Source organism: Terrisphaera buseokensis (assembly GCF_047521145.2).
In the GTDB taxonomy this organism is placed as follows: Bacteria; Verrucomicrobiota; Verrucomicrobiia; order Opitutales; family Opitutaceae; genus ER46.
This window is the reverse complement of the sequence record NZ_CM134186.1, coordinates 2,903,578-2,923,655: the sequence shown is the minus strand read 5'-3', so window position 1 is coordinate 2,923,655 and position 20,078 is coordinate 2,903,578. Positions and strand designations below refer to the sequence as shown.

Annotated in this window: 13 protein-coding genes; 4 read left to right on the top strand and 9 right to left on the bottom strand. The window is 64.7% G+C overall.

Translation table 11 applies throughout. From position 1 onward, the window contains the following. The first annotated feature begins 148 nt into the window (after positions 1–148). The 3 genes from ileS (at position 149) to lspA (ending at position 4,645) form a co-directional block, all read left to right on the top strand. A complete protein-coding gene (ileS, locus tag ACLJEU_RS10875) occupies positions 149–2,977 on the top strand; it encodes an isoleucine--tRNA ligase (protein ID WP_414665066.1) in 2,829 nt (942 codons plus the stop codon). 255 nt (positions 2,978–3,232) lie between these two features. Beyond that, positions 3,233–3,985, top strand: a complete 753-nt coding sequence (locus ACLJEU_RS10870) for a TraR/DksA family transcriptional regulator (RefSeq protein WP_414665067.1) — start codon at positions 3,233–3,235, stop codon at positions 3,983–3,985. A gap of 156 nt (positions 3,986–4,141) precedes the next feature. Continuing rightward, complete coding sequence (gene lspA, locus ACLJEU_RS10865; protein WP_414665068.1) at positions 4,142–4,645, top strand: signal peptidase II; 504 nt, start codon at positions 4,142–4,144, stop codon at positions 4,643–4,645. A gap of 110 nt (positions 4,646–4,755) precedes the next feature. Here the strand turns inward: lspA and ACLJEU_RS10860 are convergent, their stop codons facing one another. From ACLJEU_RS10860 to ACLJEU_RS10840, 5 genes are all read right to left on the bottom strand, one after another. Further along, entirely contained in the window at positions 4,756–5,628 is an 873-nt protein-coding gene (locus ACLJEU_RS10860; protein ID WP_414665069.1) for a YicC/YloC family endoribonuclease, read from the bottom strand. A 301-nt stretch (positions 5,629–5,929) separates the two neighbouring features. Further along, positions 5,930–7,156 carry a tryptophan synthase subunit beta gene (gene trpB, locus ACLJEU_RS10855; protein ID WP_414665070.1) on the bottom strand — a complete coding sequence of 409 codons (1,227 nt, stop codon included), beginning with the start codon at positions 7,154–7,156 and terminating at the stop codon, positions 5,930–5,932. A 132-nt stretch (positions 7,157–7,288) separates the two neighbouring features. Further along, positions 7,289–7,810 carry an STAS domain-containing protein gene (locus ACLJEU_RS10850; protein ID WP_414665071.1) on the bottom strand — a complete coding sequence of 174 codons (522 nt, stop codon included), beginning with the start codon at positions 7,808–7,810 and terminating at the stop codon, positions 7,289–7,291. A 246-nt stretch (positions 7,811–8,056) separates the two neighbouring features. Continuing rightward, positions 8,057–10,912 carry an aconitate hydratase gene (gene acnA / locus ACLJEU_RS10845; RefSeq protein WP_414665072.1) on the bottom strand — a complete coding sequence of 952 codons (2,856 nt, stop codon included), beginning with the start codon at positions 10,910–10,912 and terminating at the stop codon, positions 8,057–8,059. A gap of 117 nt (positions 10,913–11,029) precedes the next feature. Then, a complete protein-coding gene (locus ACLJEU_RS10840) occupies positions 11,030–11,503 on the bottom strand; it encodes a redoxin domain-containing protein (RefSeq protein WP_414665073.1) in 474 nt (157 codons plus the stop codon). Positions 11,504–11,869: 366 nt separating this feature from the next. Here ACLJEU_RS10840 and tyrS point away from each other — a divergent pair, with 366 nt between their 5' ends. Further along, positions 11,870–13,162 carry a tyrosine--tRNA ligase gene (gene tyrS / locus ACLJEU_RS10835; RefSeq protein WP_414665074.1) on the top strand — a complete coding sequence of 431 codons (1,293 nt, stop codon included), beginning with the start codon at positions 11,870–11,872 and terminating at the stop codon, positions 13,160–13,162. Positions 13,163–13,499: 337 nt separating this feature from the next. Here tyrS and ACLJEU_RS10830 read toward each other — a convergent pair whose 3' ends face one another. From ACLJEU_RS10830 to ACLJEU_RS10815, 4 genes are all read right to left on the bottom strand, one after another. Further along, a complete protein-coding gene (locus ACLJEU_RS10830; RefSeq protein ID WP_414665075.1) occupies positions 13,500–16,430 on the bottom strand; it encodes a PVC-type heme-binding CxxCH protein in 2,931 nt (976 codons plus the stop codon). Positions 16,431–16,656: 226 nt separating this feature from the next. After that, complete coding sequence (locus tag ACLJEU_RS10825) at positions 16,657–17,646, bottom strand: glucose-6-phosphate dehydrogenase (RefSeq protein WP_414665076.1); 990 nt, start codon at positions 17,644–17,646, stop codon at positions 16,657–16,659. Between the two features lie 273 nt (positions 17,647–17,919). Continuing rightward, positions 17,920–19,461 carry a glucose-6-phosphate dehydrogenase gene (zwf, locus tag ACLJEU_RS10820; protein ID WP_414665077.1) on the bottom strand — a complete coding sequence of 514 codons (1,542 nt, stop codon included), beginning with the start codon at positions 19,459–19,461 and terminating at the stop codon, positions 17,920–17,922. 87 nt (positions 19,462–19,548) lie between these two features. Further along, complete coding sequence (locus ACLJEU_RS10815; RefSeq protein WP_414665078.1) at positions 19,549–20,004, bottom strand: YraN family protein; 456 nt, start codon at positions 20,002–20,004, stop codon at positions 19,549–19,551. Between the last annotated feature and the right edge of the window lie 74 nt (positions 20,005–20,078).

The window sequence follows — 20,078 nt, the reverse complement described above, 5'->3', positions numbered from 1 at the left end:
TTTCGTCGCGTCTCCGCGGGGAAGATGGAGGCTGCGAACTGCCGACGACCCTTGACTCTCCTTTCTGCCGACGTAGCCTCCCGCCCCTTTATCCGGCATGGCTCAAGACCTGAAAGATACGCTGCAGCTTCCTAAAACGGACTTCCCGATGCGCGCCGGCCTTGCGCAGCGTGAACCAGGTCGCGTGGCGCACTGGGAGAAGACGGGGCTGTATGCCGCCATCCAGCAAAAACGGGCCGGTGCGCCGGCGTTCGTACTCCACGACGGTCCGCCGTTTACGAATGGCGACGTCCATATCGGCACGGCGTTGAACAAGGTCCTGAAGGACACCGTCAACCGCTACAAGTCGATGCGCGGCTTCCGGACGCCCTACGTCCCGGGCTGGGACTGTCACGGCCTCCCGATCGAGCAGAAGGTGTCGCGGGAAATCCAGGAAAAGAAGCTGACGCTCACGACCGCCGAGTTGCGGGCCAAGTGCGACGAGTTTTCCGAGAGCTGGATCGCCCGACAGACCGGTCAGTTCAAGCGTCTCGGCGTCCTCGCCGACTGGGCCCACGAGTATAAGACGAAGGCGCCGGCGTTCGAAGCCGACATCATCCGCACCTTTGCCGCCTTCATCGAGCAGGAGCTCGTTTACCGCAGCAAGAAGCCGGTGTACTGGAGCATTCCGTTCGAGACCGCGCTGGCCGAGGCGGAAATCGAGTACAAGGACCACATCTCGCCCTCGATCTGGGTGAAGTTTGCCGTGCCGGCCGACCAGACGACGAAATTCGGCCTGCCGACCGACAAGCCGCTGTTTGTGGTCATCTGGACGACGACCCCGTGGACGATTCCCGCAAATCTCGCGATCGCCGTGCACCCGGAGGTCGACTACGTCGTCGCCGATCTCGGGGCCGAGCGCATCGTGGTCGCGCAGGCCCTGCTGGGCTCCGTGCTGAAAGCGGCGAAGATTGAAACGCAGCCGGCCATCACCGCGACGCTCAAGGGTTCCGCGCTCGAAGGCCTGGCGCCGCGCCATCCGTTCATCGACCGCGCCTCGCCCGTCGTGCTCGCGGACTACGTCACGACCGAGAGCGGCACCGGCTGTGTGCACACCGCGCCGGGCCACGGCTCCGAGGACTATCTCACCGGCCTGAAGTACAAGCTCGAGATTTACTGCCCGGTGGGCGACGACGGCCGCTATCTGAACGACGGGCGCGTGCCGGCCGAGCTCGTCGGCCTGACGACGCTGGAGTCGGTCGAGGATCTCGCCGCCAAAAAGACGTCGCCGGCCAACATTGCCGTGCTGCGGAAACTGGATGCCGCCGGGGCGTTGCTGGCGAAGGAACGCTATACGCACAGCTACCCGCATTGCTGGCGCTCGAAGACCCCGATCATTTTCCGCGCGGTCGATCAGTGGTTTGTCTCGCTCGACAAACACGACCGCCGCGCCGCTGCGCTCCGGGAGATTGGAAAAATCGCCGCGAATCACGGCTGGATTCCCGCGTGGGGCGAAGCCCGCATCCGCGGTGCGGTCGAGTCGCGTCCGGACTGGTGCATCAGCCGCCAGCGCGCGTGGGGCGTGCCGATCCCGGCGTTCTACGATGCCGACAAGAAGGCGTACATGGATGCCGGGGTGGCCCGGGCCGTCGCCGACAAGATTTCCACGCACGGCACGAATTTCTGGTACGACGCCACGCCGGCGCAAATCCTCGCGGGCGTGACCCTGCCCGCAGGCTGGCCTGCGCCGTCGGCGCTCGTCTGCGGCCGCGACACGCTCGACGTATGGATCGATTCCGGCTCCACGCATGCCGCGGTGCTCAAACGCCAGCAGGGCGGCACGCAGTGGCCCGCCGATCTCTACCTTGAAGGCAGCGACCAGCATCGCGGCTGGTTCCAATCCTCGCTGTGGACGAGTGTGATCGCGTTCGATGCGGCGCCGTACAAGGCGGTCCTCACGCACGGCTTCATCGTCGACAAGAATCGGCAGAAGATTTCCAAGAGCTCGACGTACCAGAAGCCGCAGACCGCGGATGCGTACGTGAACCAGCACGGCGCGGATGTCATCCGGCTGTGGATCGCATCACAGGACTTTCGCGACGACATCCCCGTCGACGACGAGATCCTCAAGCACGTCGGCGACGCCTACCGGCTTTTCCGCAACACGTTTCGGTACCAGCTCTCGAACCTCTTCGACTTCGATCCGGCGAAGGATGCCGTGCCCGTCGAACTACTCGATACCCTGGACCGCTGGGCGCTGCACCAGACCGCGGCGCTGATCCGCGACTGCACGGCCGCGTACGACGCCTACGAGTTCCACCGCGTTTACCAGCTCTGCAACCAGTTCTGTGCGGTCACGCTGTCGGCCACGTACCACGACATCCTCAAGGATCGGCTTTACACCCACGGCACGCATTCACCGCTGCGCCGTTCGTCTCAGACCGCGTTGCACCAGATCTTCAACACGCTGATTCGCGTGCTCGCGCCGGTGCTGACGTTCACGTGTGACGAGGCCTGGTCGTACGCGACCGCGAAGGTCGAGTATGCCGACGATTCGATTCACCTCCAGGACTGGCCCGTGGCGCCGGCGACGTGGACGAACCCGGCGCTCGAGGCCGACGTCGCAGCGTTGTTGCGCGTGCGGGCGCAGGTCAACGAGGCGATCGAGCCGCTGCGCGCGGCCGGCAAACTCGGCAAGTCGCTCGATGCGGCCATCGCGCTGTCCCTGCCGACCGGCGATCCCCTTATCCCGGTGCTCGAAAAGCACCGTGATTCCCTGCCCGAGCTCTTCATCGTGTCGCATGTCACGTTGGGCGTGGCGGCGAACCCTCCGGCCGACGGCGGGTCCAAGTCCGGCGCATCTCTGCAGGTCGAGGTCCGACCCTGCAGTGAGTTGAATTTTGTCCGGTGTCCGCGCTGCTGGCGCTGGGTGCCGGCGTTGGAAGCCAGTTCGCATGGCGAGGTCTGCCCCCGCTGTGCCGAAGCGTTGAAAGCCTAGTCCACCTCTCCCCCAAACTCCCCCATGGCTAAGAAGCACCCGTCCTCAGCAAAGAAACCAACCGCCAAGCCAGCCGCCAAATCCGCAGCTAAACCCGCCGCAAAGCCCGCCGTAAAATCTGCAGTCAAACCTGCAGTCAAACCCGTCGCCAAACCTGCGCCCAAGCCGGTGGTGACGAAAGACAAGCCGGCACCAGCCCGGCCTGCGGCGGTCAAGCCAGCGGCCACTGGCAAACCAGAGAAAAGCTCTCCTCCCATGGAAAAACCGTCCAAGAAAACCGCGCTCCGCGACAGCATTCTCAAGCGCAAGGCCGCGACCAAGCCCATCGCCTTCAGCCTTGATGAGGTCCGCGCGATCGCGAAGACCGTCACCAGCAAGACCGCGTCGCCTTTCCCGAAACCCGGCGCCAAGGCTGCGCCCTCGAAACTCGCCGCCGCCGGACTCGAAAAGCCGAAGCCGCAGCATGTGAAGGCCGCCTCGCTGGCCGACATTCTCGGGTTCAACCCGAAGAAGGGCAAACCCGCCGAGCCCACCAGCGACAAGGACGTGCCGGAGAAATTCAAACGCTACTTCAAGCTGCTGATCGATCTGCGCACGCATCTCACCGAGGGCATCGAGCGTCATTCCGAGGAAACGTTGAAACGCTCCGCCAAGGACGACGCCGGCGATCTCTCGGCCTACGGCCAGCACATGGCTGATGCCGGCACCGACACCTTCGACCGCGACTTCGCCCTCAGCATGGTGGCGAGCGAGCAGGAAGCGCTCTCCGAGATCGACGCGGCCATCAAGCGCATCCACGACGGTTCGTACGGCGTGTGCGAAATCACGCAAAAGCCGATCGCCAAGGAGCGCCTGCTCGCCGTCCCGTTCACCCGCTACTCCGCCGAGGCCCAGAAGGATCTCGAGCGGAACCGTCATCGTTCCCGCACCCAGGCCGGCCTCTTCGGCGAGATGGGCGAGGAAGGCGGCGGCAAGATCATGGACGACGACGGCGGTGGCGACGAGTGAGGCAATTGCGGATTGCTGATTGCGGATTGCGAATTTCAGGAACCCGCCGAGGACCGCTCATTGATCTCCCCTGATCCTGCCAAGCCCACGATGCCGCCGGCCGCTTCCCCGGCGAGGAATCCGCAGTCCGAAGTCCGCGATCCGCAATCGCCATCCATGTCCGTTCGGATCCGCGCCTACCGCACGCTGTGGTTCATCGCGCTCGCGGTTTTCGTTCTCGATCAGCTGACGAAGCTATGGGTCGTGGCCAGGGTGCCGTTCGATCCGATGCACACCCACGCGGGCAGTGACATCGTCGTGATCCGCGATTTCTTCTACATCATCCACGTCGGGAACACCGGCGCGGCGTGGAGCATGTTCTCCGGTCGCAGCGTGACGCTTGCCTTCCTTGCCGCCGGCACGCTCATCGCGATCTTTTTCTGGCGTCACACCCTCGGTCTCCGCCAGCGGCTTTCGCAGGTCTGCTTCGGCCTGCTTTGCGGAGGCATTGTCGGCAACCTCGTCGACCGCCTCGTGCACAAGCACGTGATCGATTTCGTCGACCTGCACTTCGGCAACTACATCTACCCGACGTTCAACGTGGCCGACTCCGGCATCTGCGTCGGTGTAATCCTGTACCTCTGGCAGTCGCTGCGCGTTCCCGCCAAGCCGACGGAGTAAGCAGCACGATTGAGTTCCGCGGGACCGCGACCGCCCCCGGTCGCTTCGAGCTCAGAGCGACCGAGGGCGGTCGCGGTCCCAGTTCAAGCCGTCCCGCCGCTCGCGCTCAATCACTCCACGTTCGCGATCTGCTCGCGCACGCGCTCGAGCTCGTTCTTCAACTCGATCACCGCCCGCGCGATCGTCACATCGTTGGCCTTGCTGCCGATCGTGTTCACCTCGCGGCCGATTTCCTGCAGGATGAACTCCGCCTTCCGTCCGATCTCGCCGTCGGAACGGAGCAACGCGGTGAACTGCTCGAAATGGCTGCGCAGCCGCGTGATTTCCTCGGTCACGTCGCAGCGATCGGCAAAAAGCGCGATTTCTCGCAGCACGCGCTCGTCGTTGAGATCGAGCTCGAGGCCGGCCTCGCGCAGTCGCTTCAGCAACTGCTCGCGATAATTGGCCGGAACCTGCGGGGCGCGGGCCGCAACGGTCTCGACCAGGCGGTGGAGCGCTTCGTTGCGCCGGATGAAATCAACCATCAGCGATTCCCCTTCGCGCGCGCGCATCGCGGAGAAATTCCGCAGGGCCGAGGTCAGCGTCTCCACCACCGGAGCCTGCGCCGCTTCCGCCGTGGGAAATTCCGACGCCCGTCGCTGCGAGTTCGCGACCTGCCACAGCAGTTCCGGCGTGGGTTTGAACGCCACGCCCTGCCGCTCCGCAAAGCCCCGCAGCCGCTCGAGTGCCGCCGCGGCCGCCGCCTCGTCCCAGGTGGCCTCCGTGGCCGATTTGTCGCCGGTCACCTCGATGTCGACGTGCACCTTGCCGCGAGACGCGAACTTCCGCACGAGCTCGCCGATCGCCGGCTCGAGGCTTTCCCATTCATCGGGCAGTCCGATCGTGAGATCGAGCGTCTTCCGATTCACGGAGCTCACCTGAATGGTGAGGGAAAATCCTTCGATGGCCGAGGTCGCGCGGCCGTAGCCGGTCATGCTTTTCATCGGCGGAATTCCTAACCGCAGATTACGCGGATAACACGGACAAAACGGGGACGCGTCGGTGGTGCTTCAGGTCCCTGAATCAATCCTTTGGGCCCACGGAACACACGGAATACACGGAAAATCAGAGTTCCGTGTATTCCGTGTGTTCCGTGGGCAACTCCTCTGGCGAAATGCCTCAGCCGGAATCATTCGGTTGAAAGGTGAAAGTTGAAGGGTGAAAGACCCGAGCTGGCCGCACCGTTGGGTCTGCTTCCGGCTCCTTCAACTTTCACCTTTCAACCTTCAACTGCATGAGTGCGCCTCAGAGCGTCACGCCGAGGATCTTCGCGACCTGGTTCACATCCTTGTCGCCGCGGCCGGAGAGGTTGATCACGAGGATCTCATCCTTGCGCATCTGCTTCGCGCGCTTCAGGCCGTGGACGAGCGCATGCGTGCTCTCGAGCGCGGGGATGATGCCTTCGAGCCGCGAGCACAGTTTGAAGGTTTCCATCACTTCATCGTCGCAGGCGTAGGCGAAATCGATCCGCTGCCGATCGCGGTAAAACGCGTGCTCGGGTCCGATCGCCGCATAATCGAGGCCCGCGCTCACGGAATGCGTGAGCTCAATCTGGCCGTCGTCGTTCTGGAGAATGTACGTCTTGCAGCCCTGCAGCACGCCGAGCTTGCCGCCCTCGAAACGCGCCGCGTGATCGCCGCGCGTGATGCCACGGCCGCCCGCCTCCACGCCGACGAGCCGCACCGCCCGGTCCTCGAGAAATTCGAAGAAGAAGCCGATCGCGTTCGAACCGCCGCCGACGCAGGCGATCATCTCATCAGGCAGACGCCCCTCGCGCTCCATGATCTGCGCGCGGACTTCCTGGCCGATCACGCGGTGAAAATCGCGCACCATCATCGGATACGGATGCGAACCGAGCGCCGAACCGAGGATGTAGTGGGTGCCGCGGACATTGGTCACCCAGTCGCGCATCGCCTCGTTGATCGCCTCCTTCAGCGTCTTCTGGCCGGCTTCGACGCCGCGCACTTCCGCGCCCATCAGCCGCATCCGGAACACATTCAATGCCTGGCGCTCCATGTCGACGGCCCCCATGTACACGACACACTCGAGGCCGAATTTCGCGCACACCGCCGCGGTCGCCACGCCGTGCTGGCCGGCGCCGGTCTCGGCAATGACGCGCTTCTTGCCCATCCTCCGCGCGAGCAGCGCCTGGCCGAGCGCATTGTTGATCTTGTGCGCGCCGGTGTGCAGCAGGTCCTCGCGCTTCAAATAAATCTTCGCGCCCCCGCAGTGTGCCGTCAGCCGTTCCGCGAAATAGAGCTCCGTTGGACGCCCGGCGAACTCCTTCAAATGATGCCGCAGCTCCGTCAGGAAAGCCGGATCCTTGCGCGCCACGTCGTACGCCGCGCCCAGATCCTGCAGCGCCGTCATGAGCGTCTCAGGCACAAACACGCCGCCATAGGGGCCGAAGTGTCCGCCGGAATCAGGCAGGGAGAAACGATCGATGGTGTCGGGTGCTTGGGATGCGGCCATGGCAGGCCAAAGTGAGTCGCGTGTACCCGCCGTTGCAAAGGCTTTCTCCATTTCGCGGCCTCGGATGGGAGCCCGGGCCTCCCGCCTGCCCCTGCCGTTGCCCAACGCGCCTGCAGCCCAGGTGATTGCCGCCTACTTCTGTTCCACGCGATTGCGCAGAAACGCCAATACGTCCTGAAATTTCGCCCGGTTCGCCTCGTCGGCGCTCACCAGATTCTCGTGCGCCTCGAGCACGTGGCGCGCACTCTCGACCTCACTCGCCTTCTTCTGCTCCAACGGCGTATCGCACTTCGGCAGATTCACCGCGGCGTCGCCGGCATCGATGGTCAGCAACCGGTGCAACCCCAGGTTGCGCATCAACTCCAGGTTCCGCTGGCCCACCCGCATGACGACGATGCTGCCGCCCGGCGCGGTTTTGCGCTGCTTGTGCAGTTCAATCGCGGCCCCGGCCAGCACGCCGAGAAACGTGCTGTCCATGCTCGCGCAGAGCTGGAAATCGAGAATGAAGCGCGTCCGGCCCCGGCCGAGCATTTCCACGATGAACTCGCGCAGGCAGCTGCTGTTCTGGAAACTCGCCCGGCCGTCGATGCGCACGACCACCGGGTCGGACGAGGCGTCGACGAGATAGACGGGCTTGCTGGCGCTTTCGGACATACGGGAAGGATCGGCAGAATGGCTTCAGAACACACCTGAGACGGGCAGTTTCAAACCGGCATTACACAACGTGCCCGGTGAACGGAAAGTCGAGGCCCGGTTGTGCTGTCATGCTGAGGCCAGGGATGCGGATACTGGGTAAGTGATATCACTTCGCGTCAGGGAGCAACTCCCTGACGCCGGATCGAACGGCACCGGGAGAACGGCGCGGGGCCCGCCCCGTTCATCCCAGCGACGAACAACGCATCAATTCCGGGCCACGATTTGGCGCAGCACGTACGGCAGAATCCCGCCGTGCTGATAGTAATCGATCTCGATGGGCGTATCGATACGGCAGCGCACCGGCACCATCTCGACCATGCCGTCCTTGCGCGTGATCCGGAGCGTGATGTCCTGCTGCGGCTTGATCGCGGCGCTGAGCCCGATCACGTCGTAGGTCTCGGTGCCGTCGAGCTTCAGCGTCTGCGCTGTCGTGCCGTCCTTGAACTGCAGGGGCAGCACGCCCATGCCGACGAGGTTGGAACGATGGATGCGCTCGAAGCTCTGCGCGACGACCACCTTGACGCCGAGGAGATTGGTGCCCTTCGCCGCCCAATCGCGCGACGAACCGGTGCCGTACTCCTGGCCCGCGATGACGATCAACGGCGTCTTGGCCGCGATGTGCTTCGCCGCCGCGTCGAAAATCGACATCTCCTCGCCGGTCGGCTGGTAGATCGTGTTTCCACCTTCCTTGCCGCCGAGCATCAGGTTCTTGATGCGGACGTTCGCAAAGGTGCCGCGCACCATGATGCGATCGTTGCCGCGCCGCGAGCCGTAGGAGTTGAACTCCTCGAAGGCCACGCCGTGGTCGATCAGGAAGCGGCCCGCCGGCGACGACTTCTTGATCGCGCCCGCCGGCGAGATGTGATCGGTGGTGACCGAGTCGCCGAAGATGCCCAGCGCCTTTGCCCCGGAAATCTCCTCGATCGTGCCGGGCGACATCGAGAAACCGGCGAAGAACGGCGGCTCCTGGATGTAGGTCGAGTTCGGCTCGAACTGGTAAACATTGCCGGTGGTCGACGGGATCTCGTTCCACTTCGGATTCTGCGCGGCGAAGTCGGCGTACAACCGCCGGAAGACGTCGGGCTTGAGCGCCGCCTGCATCTGATCGCGCACCTCTTTCAAGGTCGGCCAGACATCCTTCAGGAACACTGCGCGGCCGTCGCGATCGTGACCGATCGGCTCCGACGACAGATCGATGTCGACGCGACCCGCGAGGGCAAACGCCACCACCAGCGGAGGCGACATCAGGAAGTTCGCCTTGATGTTCTGGTGCACGCGGGCCTCGAAGTTGCGGTTGCCGGAGAGCACCGACGCCGCCACGAGATCGTTCTTCGTCACTGCTTCCTCGATGGCCGGATGCAACGGACCGGAATTGCCGATGCAGGTCGTGCAGCCGTAGCCGACGGTCTGGAAACCGAGCTGATCAAGATACGGTTGGAGGCCGGTCTTCGTAAGATAATCGGTCACCACCCGGGAGCCGGGAGCGAGCGACGATTTCACGACCGGATTCACGCGCAGCCCGCGTTCGACGGCCTTCTTTGCCACCAAGCCGGCGGCGAGCATGACGCTCGGATTGGAGGTGTTCGTGCAGCTCGTGATCGCCGCGATCAACACACTGCCGTGGCCCACTTCGCCATCGATCCGCTTCGCCCGCGTCGCCACCGAGGAAGGCGTCGGATGGTTGTTGGCCATCTCGCGTTCGGTCGTCGCACTGGTGTCCTGCGCGGCCGAGGCCGCGGCTGTAACCGGTTTCTGGCTACCACCGCCCTGCATCGGCTTCGTCCAGCCGGCACCCTCGACGTGGAACGTCTTCGCCAAATCCGCCGGAGCCTTGCCAAAGCCATTTTCGGTCACCGGCTTGGCGAAAGCGGACGCGAACTCCTGACCGAGCTTGGTCAGTTCGATCCGATCCTGCGGCCGCTTCGGGCCCGCCACGCTCGGCACCACCGTGCCGAGATCAAGCTCGAGGTCCTGCGAGTAATCGATGCTGCCGCGCGCCGGAATGCCCCAGAGATTCTGCGCCTTGTAATAGGCTTCGTAGAGCTCGACGTGCTTTTCATCGCGCCCGGTGGCCCGCAGGTACGAGGTGCATTCCTCGTCGATCGGGAAGAATCCCATCGTCGCGCCGTACTCCGGCGCCATGTTCGCGATGGTCGCGCGGTCGACCACGGGCAGCGCCTTGGCGCCGGGGCCGTAGAACTCGACGAACTTTCCGACCACCTTCGCCTTGCGCAGGATCTGCGTGACGGTGAGCGCGAGATCGGTCGCTGTGACACCCTCGCGCAGCGCGCCGGTGAGGTGCACGCCGACGACGTCGGGCGTGAGGAAATAAACCGGCTGACCGAGCATGCCGGCCTCGGCCTCGATGCCGCCGACGCCCCAGCCCACGATGCCGATGCCGTTGATCATCGTCGTGTGCGAATCGGTGCCCACGAGCGTATCCGGATAATAGACACCGTTGGCGTCGTTGAGCACGCCCTTCGCCAGATACTCGAGATTCACCTGGTGCACGATGCCGATGCCGGGCGGCACCACCTTGAAGGTGTCAAAGGCCTGCATGCCCCACTTCAGAAACTGGTACCGCTCGCGATTGCGCGAGAACTCGAGGTCGAGGTTCTTCTGGAGCGCATCGGCGGAGCCGGCGAAATCCACCTGGACGGAGTGATCGACGACCAGATCGACCGGCACGAGCGGCTCGATGATCTTCGGGTTCTTGCCCATGCGGGCGACGGCGGAACGCATCGCCGCGAGGTCCACGAGCAGCGGCACGCCGGTGAAATCCTGCAGCACGATGCGCGCGACGACGAACGGGATTTCCTCCGTCCGGGAATCCTTGGCGCCCCAGCTGGCGAGAGCCCGAATCGCGCCGTCCGCCACGCGCTTGCCATCGCAGTTGCGGAGCAGCGACTCCAGCACGAGCCGGATGGACACCGGCAGGCGCGACACCTTGAAACCGGACTGCTCGAGCGCGGGCAGCGAGTAGAATTTATGCGCCGCGCCGTTCGCCTTGAACGTTTGCAGCGTATTGAAGGGATTCGGGAGGTTCGTCGGGACACTCATGAGTAAGTCTGGAGAAAGTTATGGGCGGGGTGAACTCACCCCGCATCTGACGCAGATTCAACGGCGCTTAACACCGGGCGGGGGCGCCGGCTCGCGGCGCCCGCCCCGGGGAAAACGTTACTTGGCGAGCGCCGACTTGATCGCCGCGAAATTCGGCAGATCCTTCGGCGTGGCGGTCTGCTCGGAGTACTTGACGACGCCATCGGTGCCGATGACGAACGCCGCGCGGGCCGACGTGTCGCCGATGCCGGCGAGCATGGGGAACACGACGTCGTAGGCCTTCGTCACGGTCTTGTTCAAGTCGGAGAGCAGCGTGAGGCCGATCTTGTTCTGCTTGGCCCACGCTTCCTGCGAGAACGCGTTGTCGACGCTGATGGCGTACACCTGCGCCCCGAGTTTCTCATACTCGCCGAGTCCGCCCGTCTGGTCGCACATCTCCTGCGTGCACACCCCGGTGAAGGCCGCGGGGAAGAAGAGCAGCACGGTCTGCTTCTTGCCAAAGGCGTCGCTCAACTTGATGTCTTTGAGACCGTCGGCGGCCTTCGTTTTCAGGGTGAAGTCAGGAGCTTTGGAACCAACAGCGATGGGCATGGGAGGTGGGATGCGGAGGTTGAGATTCCCGACCCGACCTTCGGGTGGGAAAGAATTGCGACGTTGAGGTCCCGTTCGCGCCGCCGCAAACCGTTTTTCCGGGTAGCAGCCGCGATTCTACTTACGCAATGCCCGGCATTAGCCGCAGCCATAAAAAGGAGCGCCCGCGAATCACGCGAATGGCCGCGAATGCCAACGGTTATTCCAAAATCCCCCCGCACTTTCCATGGCTCGACCCAGGAGTGAAGCCAGACCCATTCTCAGCCATTCGCGTTGTAGTGGCGTGATTCGCGGGCGCCCTCCTCAGCCGCCCAGAAACGCTCTTGCGCGCCCGGCGGACCGCCGCGTTTACTCCCCGCTCCCGCAATGACGCTCCTCGAAGAACTCAAATGGCGCGGCCTGTACGCCGACTGCACCGACACTGACGCGCTCGCCAAACGCCTGACCGAGGGACCGATCGCCTTGTATTGCGGCTTCGACCCGACCGCCGACTCCCTGCACGTCGGCAATCTCGTGCCGCTCTTCGCGCTGCGCCGCTTCCAACTCGCCGGCCACCATCCGATCGCCCTCGCCGGCGGTGCGACCGGCATGGTCGGTGACCCGTCCGGCAAATCCGCCGAGCGCAATCTCCAGACGCCCGAACAGGTCGAGCACAACATCGGCAGCGTGAAGCAGCAGCTCGCCAAGTTTCTGGAATTCGACGCCGCGAAGACGCCGAACCAGAATCCCGCCCGACTCGTCAACAACGCGGACTGGACCGCGCCGATGAGTTACCTCGATTTCCTGCGCGAGGTCGGAAAATTTTTCACTGTCAACTGGATGGTCGCCAAGGAGTCGGTCCGCGCCCGCATGGAGGATCGCGAGAACGGCATCAGCTACACCGAATTCAGCTACATGCTGCTGCAGGCGTTCGATTTTTATCACCTGCGCAAGACCCTGAATTGCGAGCTGCAGGTCGGCGCGACCGACCAGTGGGGCAACATCACCGCCGGCACCGAGCTGATCCGGAAGAAACTCAACGCGACCGCGTACGGGCTCGTGTTTCCGTTGCTGACGAAGTCCGACGGCACGAAGTACGGCAAGACCGCCACCGGCACGGTGTGGCTCGATCCGAAGCGGACGTCACCGTATCGCTTCTACCAGTTCTTCATGCAGTCGGAGGACGCCGACGTCGTGAAGCTGCTGAAGGTGCTCACGTTTCTCACGCCGGACGAAATCACCGCGCTCGAAACCGAGCTCAAGGCCAACCCGGGCGCCCGCGCCGCGCAGAAGGCTCTTGCCCGCGCCATGACACTCACGGTGCACGGCGAGTCCGCGCTCGCCGATGCGCAGCGCGCCAGCGAAATCATGTTCGGCGGCGGCCTTGAAGGTGTCAGCGAGGCCGTCTTCGCCGACGTCGTCGGTGAAGTGCCGACCAAGGATCTCGAGCGCGCCAAACTCGAGGGCGCCGGCCTATCGCTTCTCGATGTCCTCGTGCACAGCGGTCTCGCGCCCTCCAAGGGTCAGGCCCGCAAGGACGTCGAAGGCGGCGGTATCTATTTGAACAACGTCCGCGCCGCCGACATCGCCCGGGCCGTGACGACGACCGATCTGCTGTTTGGCAAGTACGTGCTGCTCCGCAAGGGCAAGCGGACGTACGCCGTTTTGCGGATGGCGTGACGCCGTAGCTACGAGCGTGAGCGCGTGAGCGGAAACAAGTTTGTTGCCCGCGAATCACGCCAATGGACGCGAAGGCGAAACGATCGTCTAGAGCGCTCATCCCACGGTGAACCGTAATGGCGAGCGGTAGATTTTATACCAATCGTTCTTTGCCTTTGGATTTTAGCCGTGGCTACGAGCGCCAGCGAGTGGCCGAACGGCCACTCGCTGGCGCTCGTAGCCACGATCGATCCAGAAGTCCAAAAGCAAGGAGCGGTTGGTATTATTCCACCTCTGATCTTCGCGTCCATTGGCGTGATTCGCGGGAGATCGTCGGCGTGCTTCTGACCATGCAACCCTAGCGATTTCCGCCCGCCGCCAGGAACGCGATCAGATCCGCCATCGGCTGTTCACCGAGCGCGCCCTCCAAGCCGTCCGGCATCAGCGAACGCCCGCTGCTGATCAGCGAACGCACTTCGCTGCGCAGGATCGTCTGCTCGACGCCATCAAGGCCAATCATCGTGATGCTGCTGCCCGCCTCCCCCGCCAGCATGCCTGCCACAGAACGACCATCCTGCGTCGTGACCGTGTAGAAAACATAGCGGTCTTCGACCGTACGATTGGGATCAAGGATGTGCGTGAGCAGATAAGGCGCGCTGCGGTCCTTCACCGTCGCGAGATCCGGTCCGACCTTGCGTCCGGGCACGGTGCCGAACGCATGACACGCACTGCACATCGCCGTGAAAATACCCGCGCCGCGCTGCGCGTCACCGGCAATCGCCGGCAGCGCCGCCTGGTAGCGCTCGATCACCTGCTGCCGGTTCGCGTCCATCCCGGCGTTGAACAACGCCGACGCCCGCTCGGCCAGTTTCTGGTTGCTGTGCTGGGTCAGCGCCGCGCGCCGGCCGGCGTCCACCTGGGGCAGGAGATCACGGTTTGCTTCGAGCCGGTCGAGCAGCACCTGCGCCCACGCCGGCCGGCTGATCACGAGATCGAGCACGGCGGCCCGCACCGTCCCACCGTATCCACTCCAGCCCTCCAGCAGGCGATCGGCCACCGTCTGCCGGTTGATGCGACCGAGCGAGGCCACCGCCGCGAGCTGCAAATCCACCGGTGACGCCGGCGTCAGCAGCCGGGCCAGCAGCTCCACGTCCTCCGTCTGCTGGCCGCGGCCGCGACCGAGCACGCGCGCCGCCGCCACCCGGGCCGTCGGCGCCGCCGCCGAATCCATCGCGACGCCACGCGCCGCGCCAAAGACTCCATCGGCCGCGGCGAGCGCCTGCGTCATCGCCTCGCCACCGACGTTCTGCAGCTGCACGAGCGTCTTGTTGTTTCGCTGCAACCAGTCGAGCAGCAGGCCGAGCGTGGCAAACTGCTGCGCCACTCCCGCCGCTGGTCGCGGTGCCGCCAGCGCGGTCAGGATCGAGGCGAGCGCCTTCGCGTTCTCGGTCGCGGTCGCGATCTCGATCAGCAGAGGATCGTCGCCCCGTCCGTCGGCCTCGAACTGCGCGATCAGCGTCGCGGCATGCGGCAGGGCTGAACTCATCGCCGCCGTGCGAATGAAACGATCATCGTTGGCCCGCAGCAGCCGCGCCAACGCGATGCCCGCTGCCGGCGTTTTCCACTCGCCGAGCGTGTAGCCGACCTGCTGCCGCACCGCGGCATCCGCATCGTCCACCAGCGCCGCGATGCGGGGGAGCAAGTCCGGCGCGGACCCCGCGAACGCCTCGCTCAAACGCACGGCCTGCCGGCGCACTCCAGGATGCGGATCCTGCAACGCCCGCGCCACCACGGGTGCCGTCAACGCCTCCATCGTGTGCAACGTCCACAAAGCTTGCGCGCGCGTCGCCGGCCGCTCCGCCCGGGCGGCCAGTTGCACGAGGGCGGGAACAGCCGACGCCTCGCGCCGCCACGTCAGCTGCTGCTGCGCGAGATCGCGTACGATGCCGCTCGGACTCTCCAGCGCCTGCACGAGCGCGGCGCCACTCGCGCTCGCCAGCACCGGCACGGGTCGGAGCGTCGCGCCCTTGGGCTTCACGCGATAGATGCGGCCCGCGTTCTCCCCCGCGCGCAGATCGCCGAGCTCCTTCTGCCACGCATCGGGAATCCACTTCGGGTGCTCGATTACGAGGCGATACATGTCGACGACGTAGAGCGCACCGTCGGGTCCGGCGCGGACCGCGGTGAAACGAGACCAGTTGTCGGTCGACGCCAGAAACTCCGACGTCTGCTCACCGGGCGCGCGGTCACTCTTGAACGTGGGGCCGACGGGACGCACGACCTCGCGGTGGACGAGGTTGTGCACCGGTTCGCAGACGAAGACGTTGCCGGCAAATGCCGCGCCGAGCCAGTCGTCGCGATAGATCATCACGCCGCAGGCCGACGTGACGTGGTTGAAACCGTGCGGATCGTTGAAGCGCGCAAAGGTCTGGCTCGTTGGATAAATCCGCGCCGCCCCGGGCACGCTCGCCACCGTGACCGTGGCGTTGGGCGGCGAGAGGTGCGGATTGCGCCGCAGGTAGTGATCCTCGAGCGCAAAGTGCCAGATGGGATTGGAATTATTGCAGCCAAACCAGTTACCCCAGTCGTCGCGGTTGCGTCCCACCTGCGACTGGCCGCTGAGCAACTCCACCGCGCCGCGATCCGGCGCGATGCGGAAGTCCCGTTGTCCGACCTCGAGCGGGCGCGGCGACTGCGGCGACGTGATCTTGCCACCGCTGTTGCCGTTGGCGACGTGAAGCCAGCCGTCGAGACTCCACTGCAGGCCGTTCGACAGGTGCTGCTGGTTGCCCTCGCCCAGTCCGGTGAAAAGCTTCGTGGTCCGATCCGCGCGCCCGTCGCCATCGGTGTCCTCGAGAAACAACACGTCCGGAATCGCCGTCACCAGCACGCCGTTGCGCCAGGGTGTGACCGACGTCGGAAAATTCAGCCCGTCGGCAAACAGCGTCATCTTGTCGTAACGGCCGTCGCCGTGCGTCGACTCCAACACCCGGATACGCCCGCCCGGCTTGCCCTTCCCATCCAGGCCGAGCGGATAGTCCGCCATCTCGACCACCCACATGCGGCCGGCGGCATCCCACGCGAGATCGATCGGGTCCTTCACCTGCGGCTCGGACGCGACGAGCTCGATTTCCAGACCGGCGGGAACGGTGATCGACGCGAGCGAGGCGGCGGCGGAGCGCGGCGCGGGCAACACGACCTTATCCGGCGGCGGCACTTCCTTGTACGCACTGGCGGTGGCGGCCAGCAGAACCATCGCGATCGATCCGCGGATGAAGGGGCGATTCATACCCGCACTCGTAGCCGGGCCGCGCCCCGAGTTCACGGAAAATGTGGGCGCGGGGCCCGAAGTCCGCGGCTGTCGGATGCAGGTGGGACGACTGCCAGCGCAGTCAGCCAGCGATTCATTGGCCCGCAAATCACGCGAATGGCCACGAATGAAAGGACCTTGAATTTGTCTCGCTGAAATTCGCGCCCATCCGCGTGATTCGCGGGCGATCCTTCAGGGCCCCGGGTCAGAAAAACATCGCCTCGCTGAGCGACGTTTCGGGCGCGAGCAGGCTGACGGCCGCAGGCAGTCGCGTGCGGCCCGTGCCGAAGTCGGCCTCGAACAGCGCCTGGCCGGTGCTGAGCGTGCCGGTCCAGCGAAACGTGCGCTTGCCGTCCGCGTAGTCGAAATTAACGCCCAGACAACCACGGTCGCCCTCCAAGGTGGCCGTTGCCATCGTCGCCTGCTCGGGCACTTGCCCGCATGCCGCCAGCCGACGCTGCAGCCACGCCAGCAGCACGCGGCCCTCGGCCGCGAGTCCGGAAGTGTGGAGGACCGTCACCCTTTTCAGGCCCTCGACCAAGCGGGCCGGATCGTAGGCAGCGAAGAACTGCCCGATGCTCTGTCGCACCGGCAGCAGCCGGCAGTAAACGAGATCGCGGGTCGCGCTGGGATTCGGCCACGGATACGTGAGGGCGTCCGGCGGCGCGATCGCGCTGTCGATCAACACGCGTTTGGCCCGGCTGAGCAGGTAACGATAGTCCGCCAGCCGGCCGCTCGCCGAGAATTTGTGCGCCCAGTAATAGAGCGGCAGATCGGTCGAGAGGGAAATCGACACCTGGTTCTCGAGGAACGGCCGCGCGCTGTGCGAGTAGCTCAACATCACGAACTCGACGCAGCGCTTGTCCGTCTTCGATTTGCCGAGAAAGCACTCGCCGAAGATTTTCGCGCGCATCTGCGGCTCCGGCACGTCGTCGAGCAGCGGACACAGCACGACGATCCGGCTCGGGTGCCGCTGCGAGAATTTCACCACGGTCTCGAACTGGCGCGTGGCATCGGCCGGCGTCGAGTTCAACCCGAGATGCAGCACGAAGTTCACCTGCGTCGCCTTCGCGTCGTCGGCCTCGAGCGTGGGCCGGCCATCGGCGACGTTGTCGGTCCACATCGCCGCAAGACTCTTGGAGATGGCGCCGACCGGCACCTCTATCCCGGGCAAGGCATCAAATATGGCGGGCATGGGCGTGGATTTTTGAAATCTGATACCAATCGCTCCTTGCTTTTGAACTTCTGGATCGATCGTGGCTACGAGCGCCAGCGAGTGGTCGTTCGGCCACTCGCTGGCGCTCGTAGCCACGGCTAAAGTCCAAAGGCAAAGAGCGATTGGTATGAGATCTGAAATTTGAGATCTGAGATGATTGTTTTGAGATCTGATCGGTATGAAACGGAGTCCGAAGCGCCGCTCTCAAATGTCAGATTTCAAGTCTGAGATCGGCCGCGACCCCGCCGCGGCCTACGGCTGACGCCAGCAATGCGCCTGTTTGGCGAGCAGCGCGTCCGCGCTCGGCGGGCCCCACGATCCGGCCGCGTACGTATCCATGCCGGTCCGCCCCACGCTGCGCCAGTAGTCGAGCACCGGGGTGCAGAGTTTCCACGACGCCTCGGCCTCGTCGCCGCGGATGAAAAGCGTGCCGTCACCAATCATCGCATCGAGCACGAGCCGCTCATAGGCCTCGGCCGTGTTGGAACCGAACGTCGTCGCGTAACGGAAACTCATCTTCACCGGCTGCGTGCGCGTCTCGAGCCCGGGCACCTTGGTGTTGAGGATCAAACTCAAGCCCTCGTCGGGCTGAATCTGAAACGACAGCGTGTTGGCCGCCAAGTCGAAGCGGGCGGTCTCGCCGGCAAACAGCGTCCCCGGCGGACGCCGGAAGTTGATCGCGATCTCCGACACGCGCCGCGCCATGCGTTTGCCCGAGCGCAGGTAAAACGGCACGCCCTGCCAGCGCCAGTTGTTGATCGAGAGCCGCAGCGCCGCGTAGGTCTCGGTGTTCGACTGCGGCTGAATCCCCTCTTCCTCGAGATAACCGGGCACGGACTTTCCGCTCATCATGCCTGCGCCGTACTGCGCCCGCGCGACGTCGCCCGCGGGACCGATCGTGAGCGGCTGAATCGCCTTCAGCACCTTGACCTTCTCGTCGCGAATCGCCTCGGCATCGAGCGAGCCCGGCGGCTCCATGGCCGTCAGCGCCAGCAGCTGCATGGTGTGATTCTGGATCATGTCCCGCAGGCAGCCGCTCTGTTCGTAATAGCCGCCGCGCGAACCAACGCCGACTTCCTCGGCCACGGTGATCTGCACGCTGTCGATGAAGTTGCGGTTCCACAGCGGCTCGAAGATCGCGTTGGCAAACCGCTGCACGAGCAAATCCTGCACGGTCTCCTTCCCGAGATAATGATCGATGCGGTAAACCTGGTGCTCCTCGAAGACGGAGCGAATCGTGCCGTTGAGTTCGCGCGCGGACGTCAGGTCCTTGCCGAACGGCTTTTCGATAATCACCTTTGCGTGCAGCGGGGTGCCGAGGTGTTTGGCCGCAAGACCGCTGGCACCGAGGTTCATGATGATCGGCGCGAAGACTGACGGCGGCGTCGAGATGTAGAACAACCGCTGCACATCGCGGCCAATCTTCTTCTCGATCCCGTCAATGTGCTGCGCGAGCCGGTCGAACGCCGCCCGCTCGTCATATCCGCCCGCCACATACGTCGTGTGCGCGGCCACGCGTTCCCAGACCTCGCCGTTGAGCTCGCGCCGCGAGAACTCCTTGATCGCGTCTGCCGCCAGCGAACGGAATTCCCCGTCGGGAATGGCCTTGCGGCCGTAGCCCACCAGATGGAAATCAGCCGGCAGCAGGTTGTCGTGACTGAGATTGTAGACCGCCGGGATCAGTTTCCGCGCGGTGAGATCGCCGGAGGCACCGAAAATCACAACGACGGTCGGCGGCGCACCGCGATGCTTGCTGAGCCCGTGCAAGAAGGGATGGCGCGGTGTGTCGGACATGGGAGGCAATGGTTTTCCGGATCGGCCCGGTGCGGCGCAAGGGAAATGCAGGTTATGACGGGACGCAAACCGGACGTGATGCTTCACCTAACCCCGGAAATGTTTCGAAAAAAGCGGGATGTTTTCGAAGTGCAGGATGCGCGCGCCGCCGGTGCCGTCCGCCGCCAGCGCCACCTCGACCACGTCGAAGCGAATCGTGCGTGGCCGGTGCGCCGCCAGCGGGTTCAGGTACGACCGAACCGCCCGCCGCAGCACCCGCTTCTTTCGCGCGTTGACCGCGAAGTATCCGGGCACCAGCGCATCCGCGTCGCGCGTCTTCACCTCGACGAACACCAGGACCTCGCCGTCACGTGCCACGAGATCGAGTTCCTCCCGCCGATCGCGCGGATTGCGCCAGTTGCGCGCCACGATGCGAAAGTGGCGCTCGCGTTCGAGCCAGTCCGCCGCGAGTCGCTCGCCGCGTTCACCGCGCTCCGCGCTCGCGTCGTGGCCCGCACCGAGCAAGGAACGAAGGAATCGCAGCATGCCCGGAGGAACGGGCATCGCGACATGGAGTCGAGGCCGGCGCCGACCAATCCCGGGGGTGCAACCGCAGAGCCACCCGGGAGCGCCGGCCT

Excerpts from the sequence above, each read along its gene's own strand:
- ileS (WP_414665066.1), top strand. The coding sequence starts at position 149 with ATGCGCGCCGGCCTTGCGCAGCGTGAACCAGGTCGCGTGGCGCACTGG.
- ACLJEU_RS10870 (WP_414665067.1), top strand. The coding sequence starts at position 3,233 with ATGGAAAAACCGTCCAAGAAAACCGCGCTCCGCGACAGCATTCTCAAG.
- lspA (WP_414665068.1), top strand. The coding sequence starts at position 4,142 with ATGTCCGTTCGGATCCGCGCCTACCGCACGCTGTGGTTCATCGCGCTC.
- ACLJEU_RS10860 (WP_414665069.1), bottom strand. The coding sequence starts at position 5,628 with ATGAAAAGCATGACCGGCTACGGCCGCGCGACCTCGGCCATCGAAGGA.
- trpB (WP_414665070.1), bottom strand. The coding sequence starts at position 7,156 with ATGGCCGCATCCCAAGCACCCGACACCATCGATCGTTTCTCCCTGCCT.
- ACLJEU_RS10850 (WP_414665071.1), bottom strand. The coding sequence starts at position 7,810 with ATGTCCGAAAGCGCCAGCAAGCCCGTCTATCTCGTCGACGCCTCGTCC.
- acnA (WP_414665072.1), bottom strand. The coding sequence starts at position 10,912 with ATGAGTGTCCCGACGAACCTCCCGAATCCCTTCAATACGCTGCAAACG.
- ACLJEU_RS10840 (WP_414665073.1), bottom strand. The coding sequence starts at position 11,503 with ATGCCCATCGCTGTTGGTTCCAAAGCTCCTGACTTCACCCTGAAAACG.
- tyrS (WP_414665074.1), top strand. The coding sequence starts at position 11,870 with ATGACGCTCCTCGAAGAACTCAAATGGCGCGGCCTGTACGCCGACTGC.
- ACLJEU_RS10830 (WP_414665075.1), bottom strand. The coding sequence starts at position 16,430 with ATGAATCGCCCCTTCATCCGCGGATCGATCGCGATGGTTCTGCTGGCC.
- ACLJEU_RS10825 (WP_414665076.1), bottom strand. The coding sequence starts at position 17,646 with ATGCCCGCCATATTTGATGCCTTGCCCGGGATAGAGGTGCCGGTCGGC.
- zwf (WP_414665077.1), bottom strand. The coding sequence starts at position 19,461 with ATGTCCGACACACCGCGCCATCCCTTCTTGCACGGGCTCAGCAAGCAT.
- ACLJEU_RS10815 (WP_414665078.1), bottom strand. The coding sequence starts at position 20,004 with ATGCCCGTTCCTCCGGGCATGCTGCGATTCCTTCGTTCCTTGCTCGGT.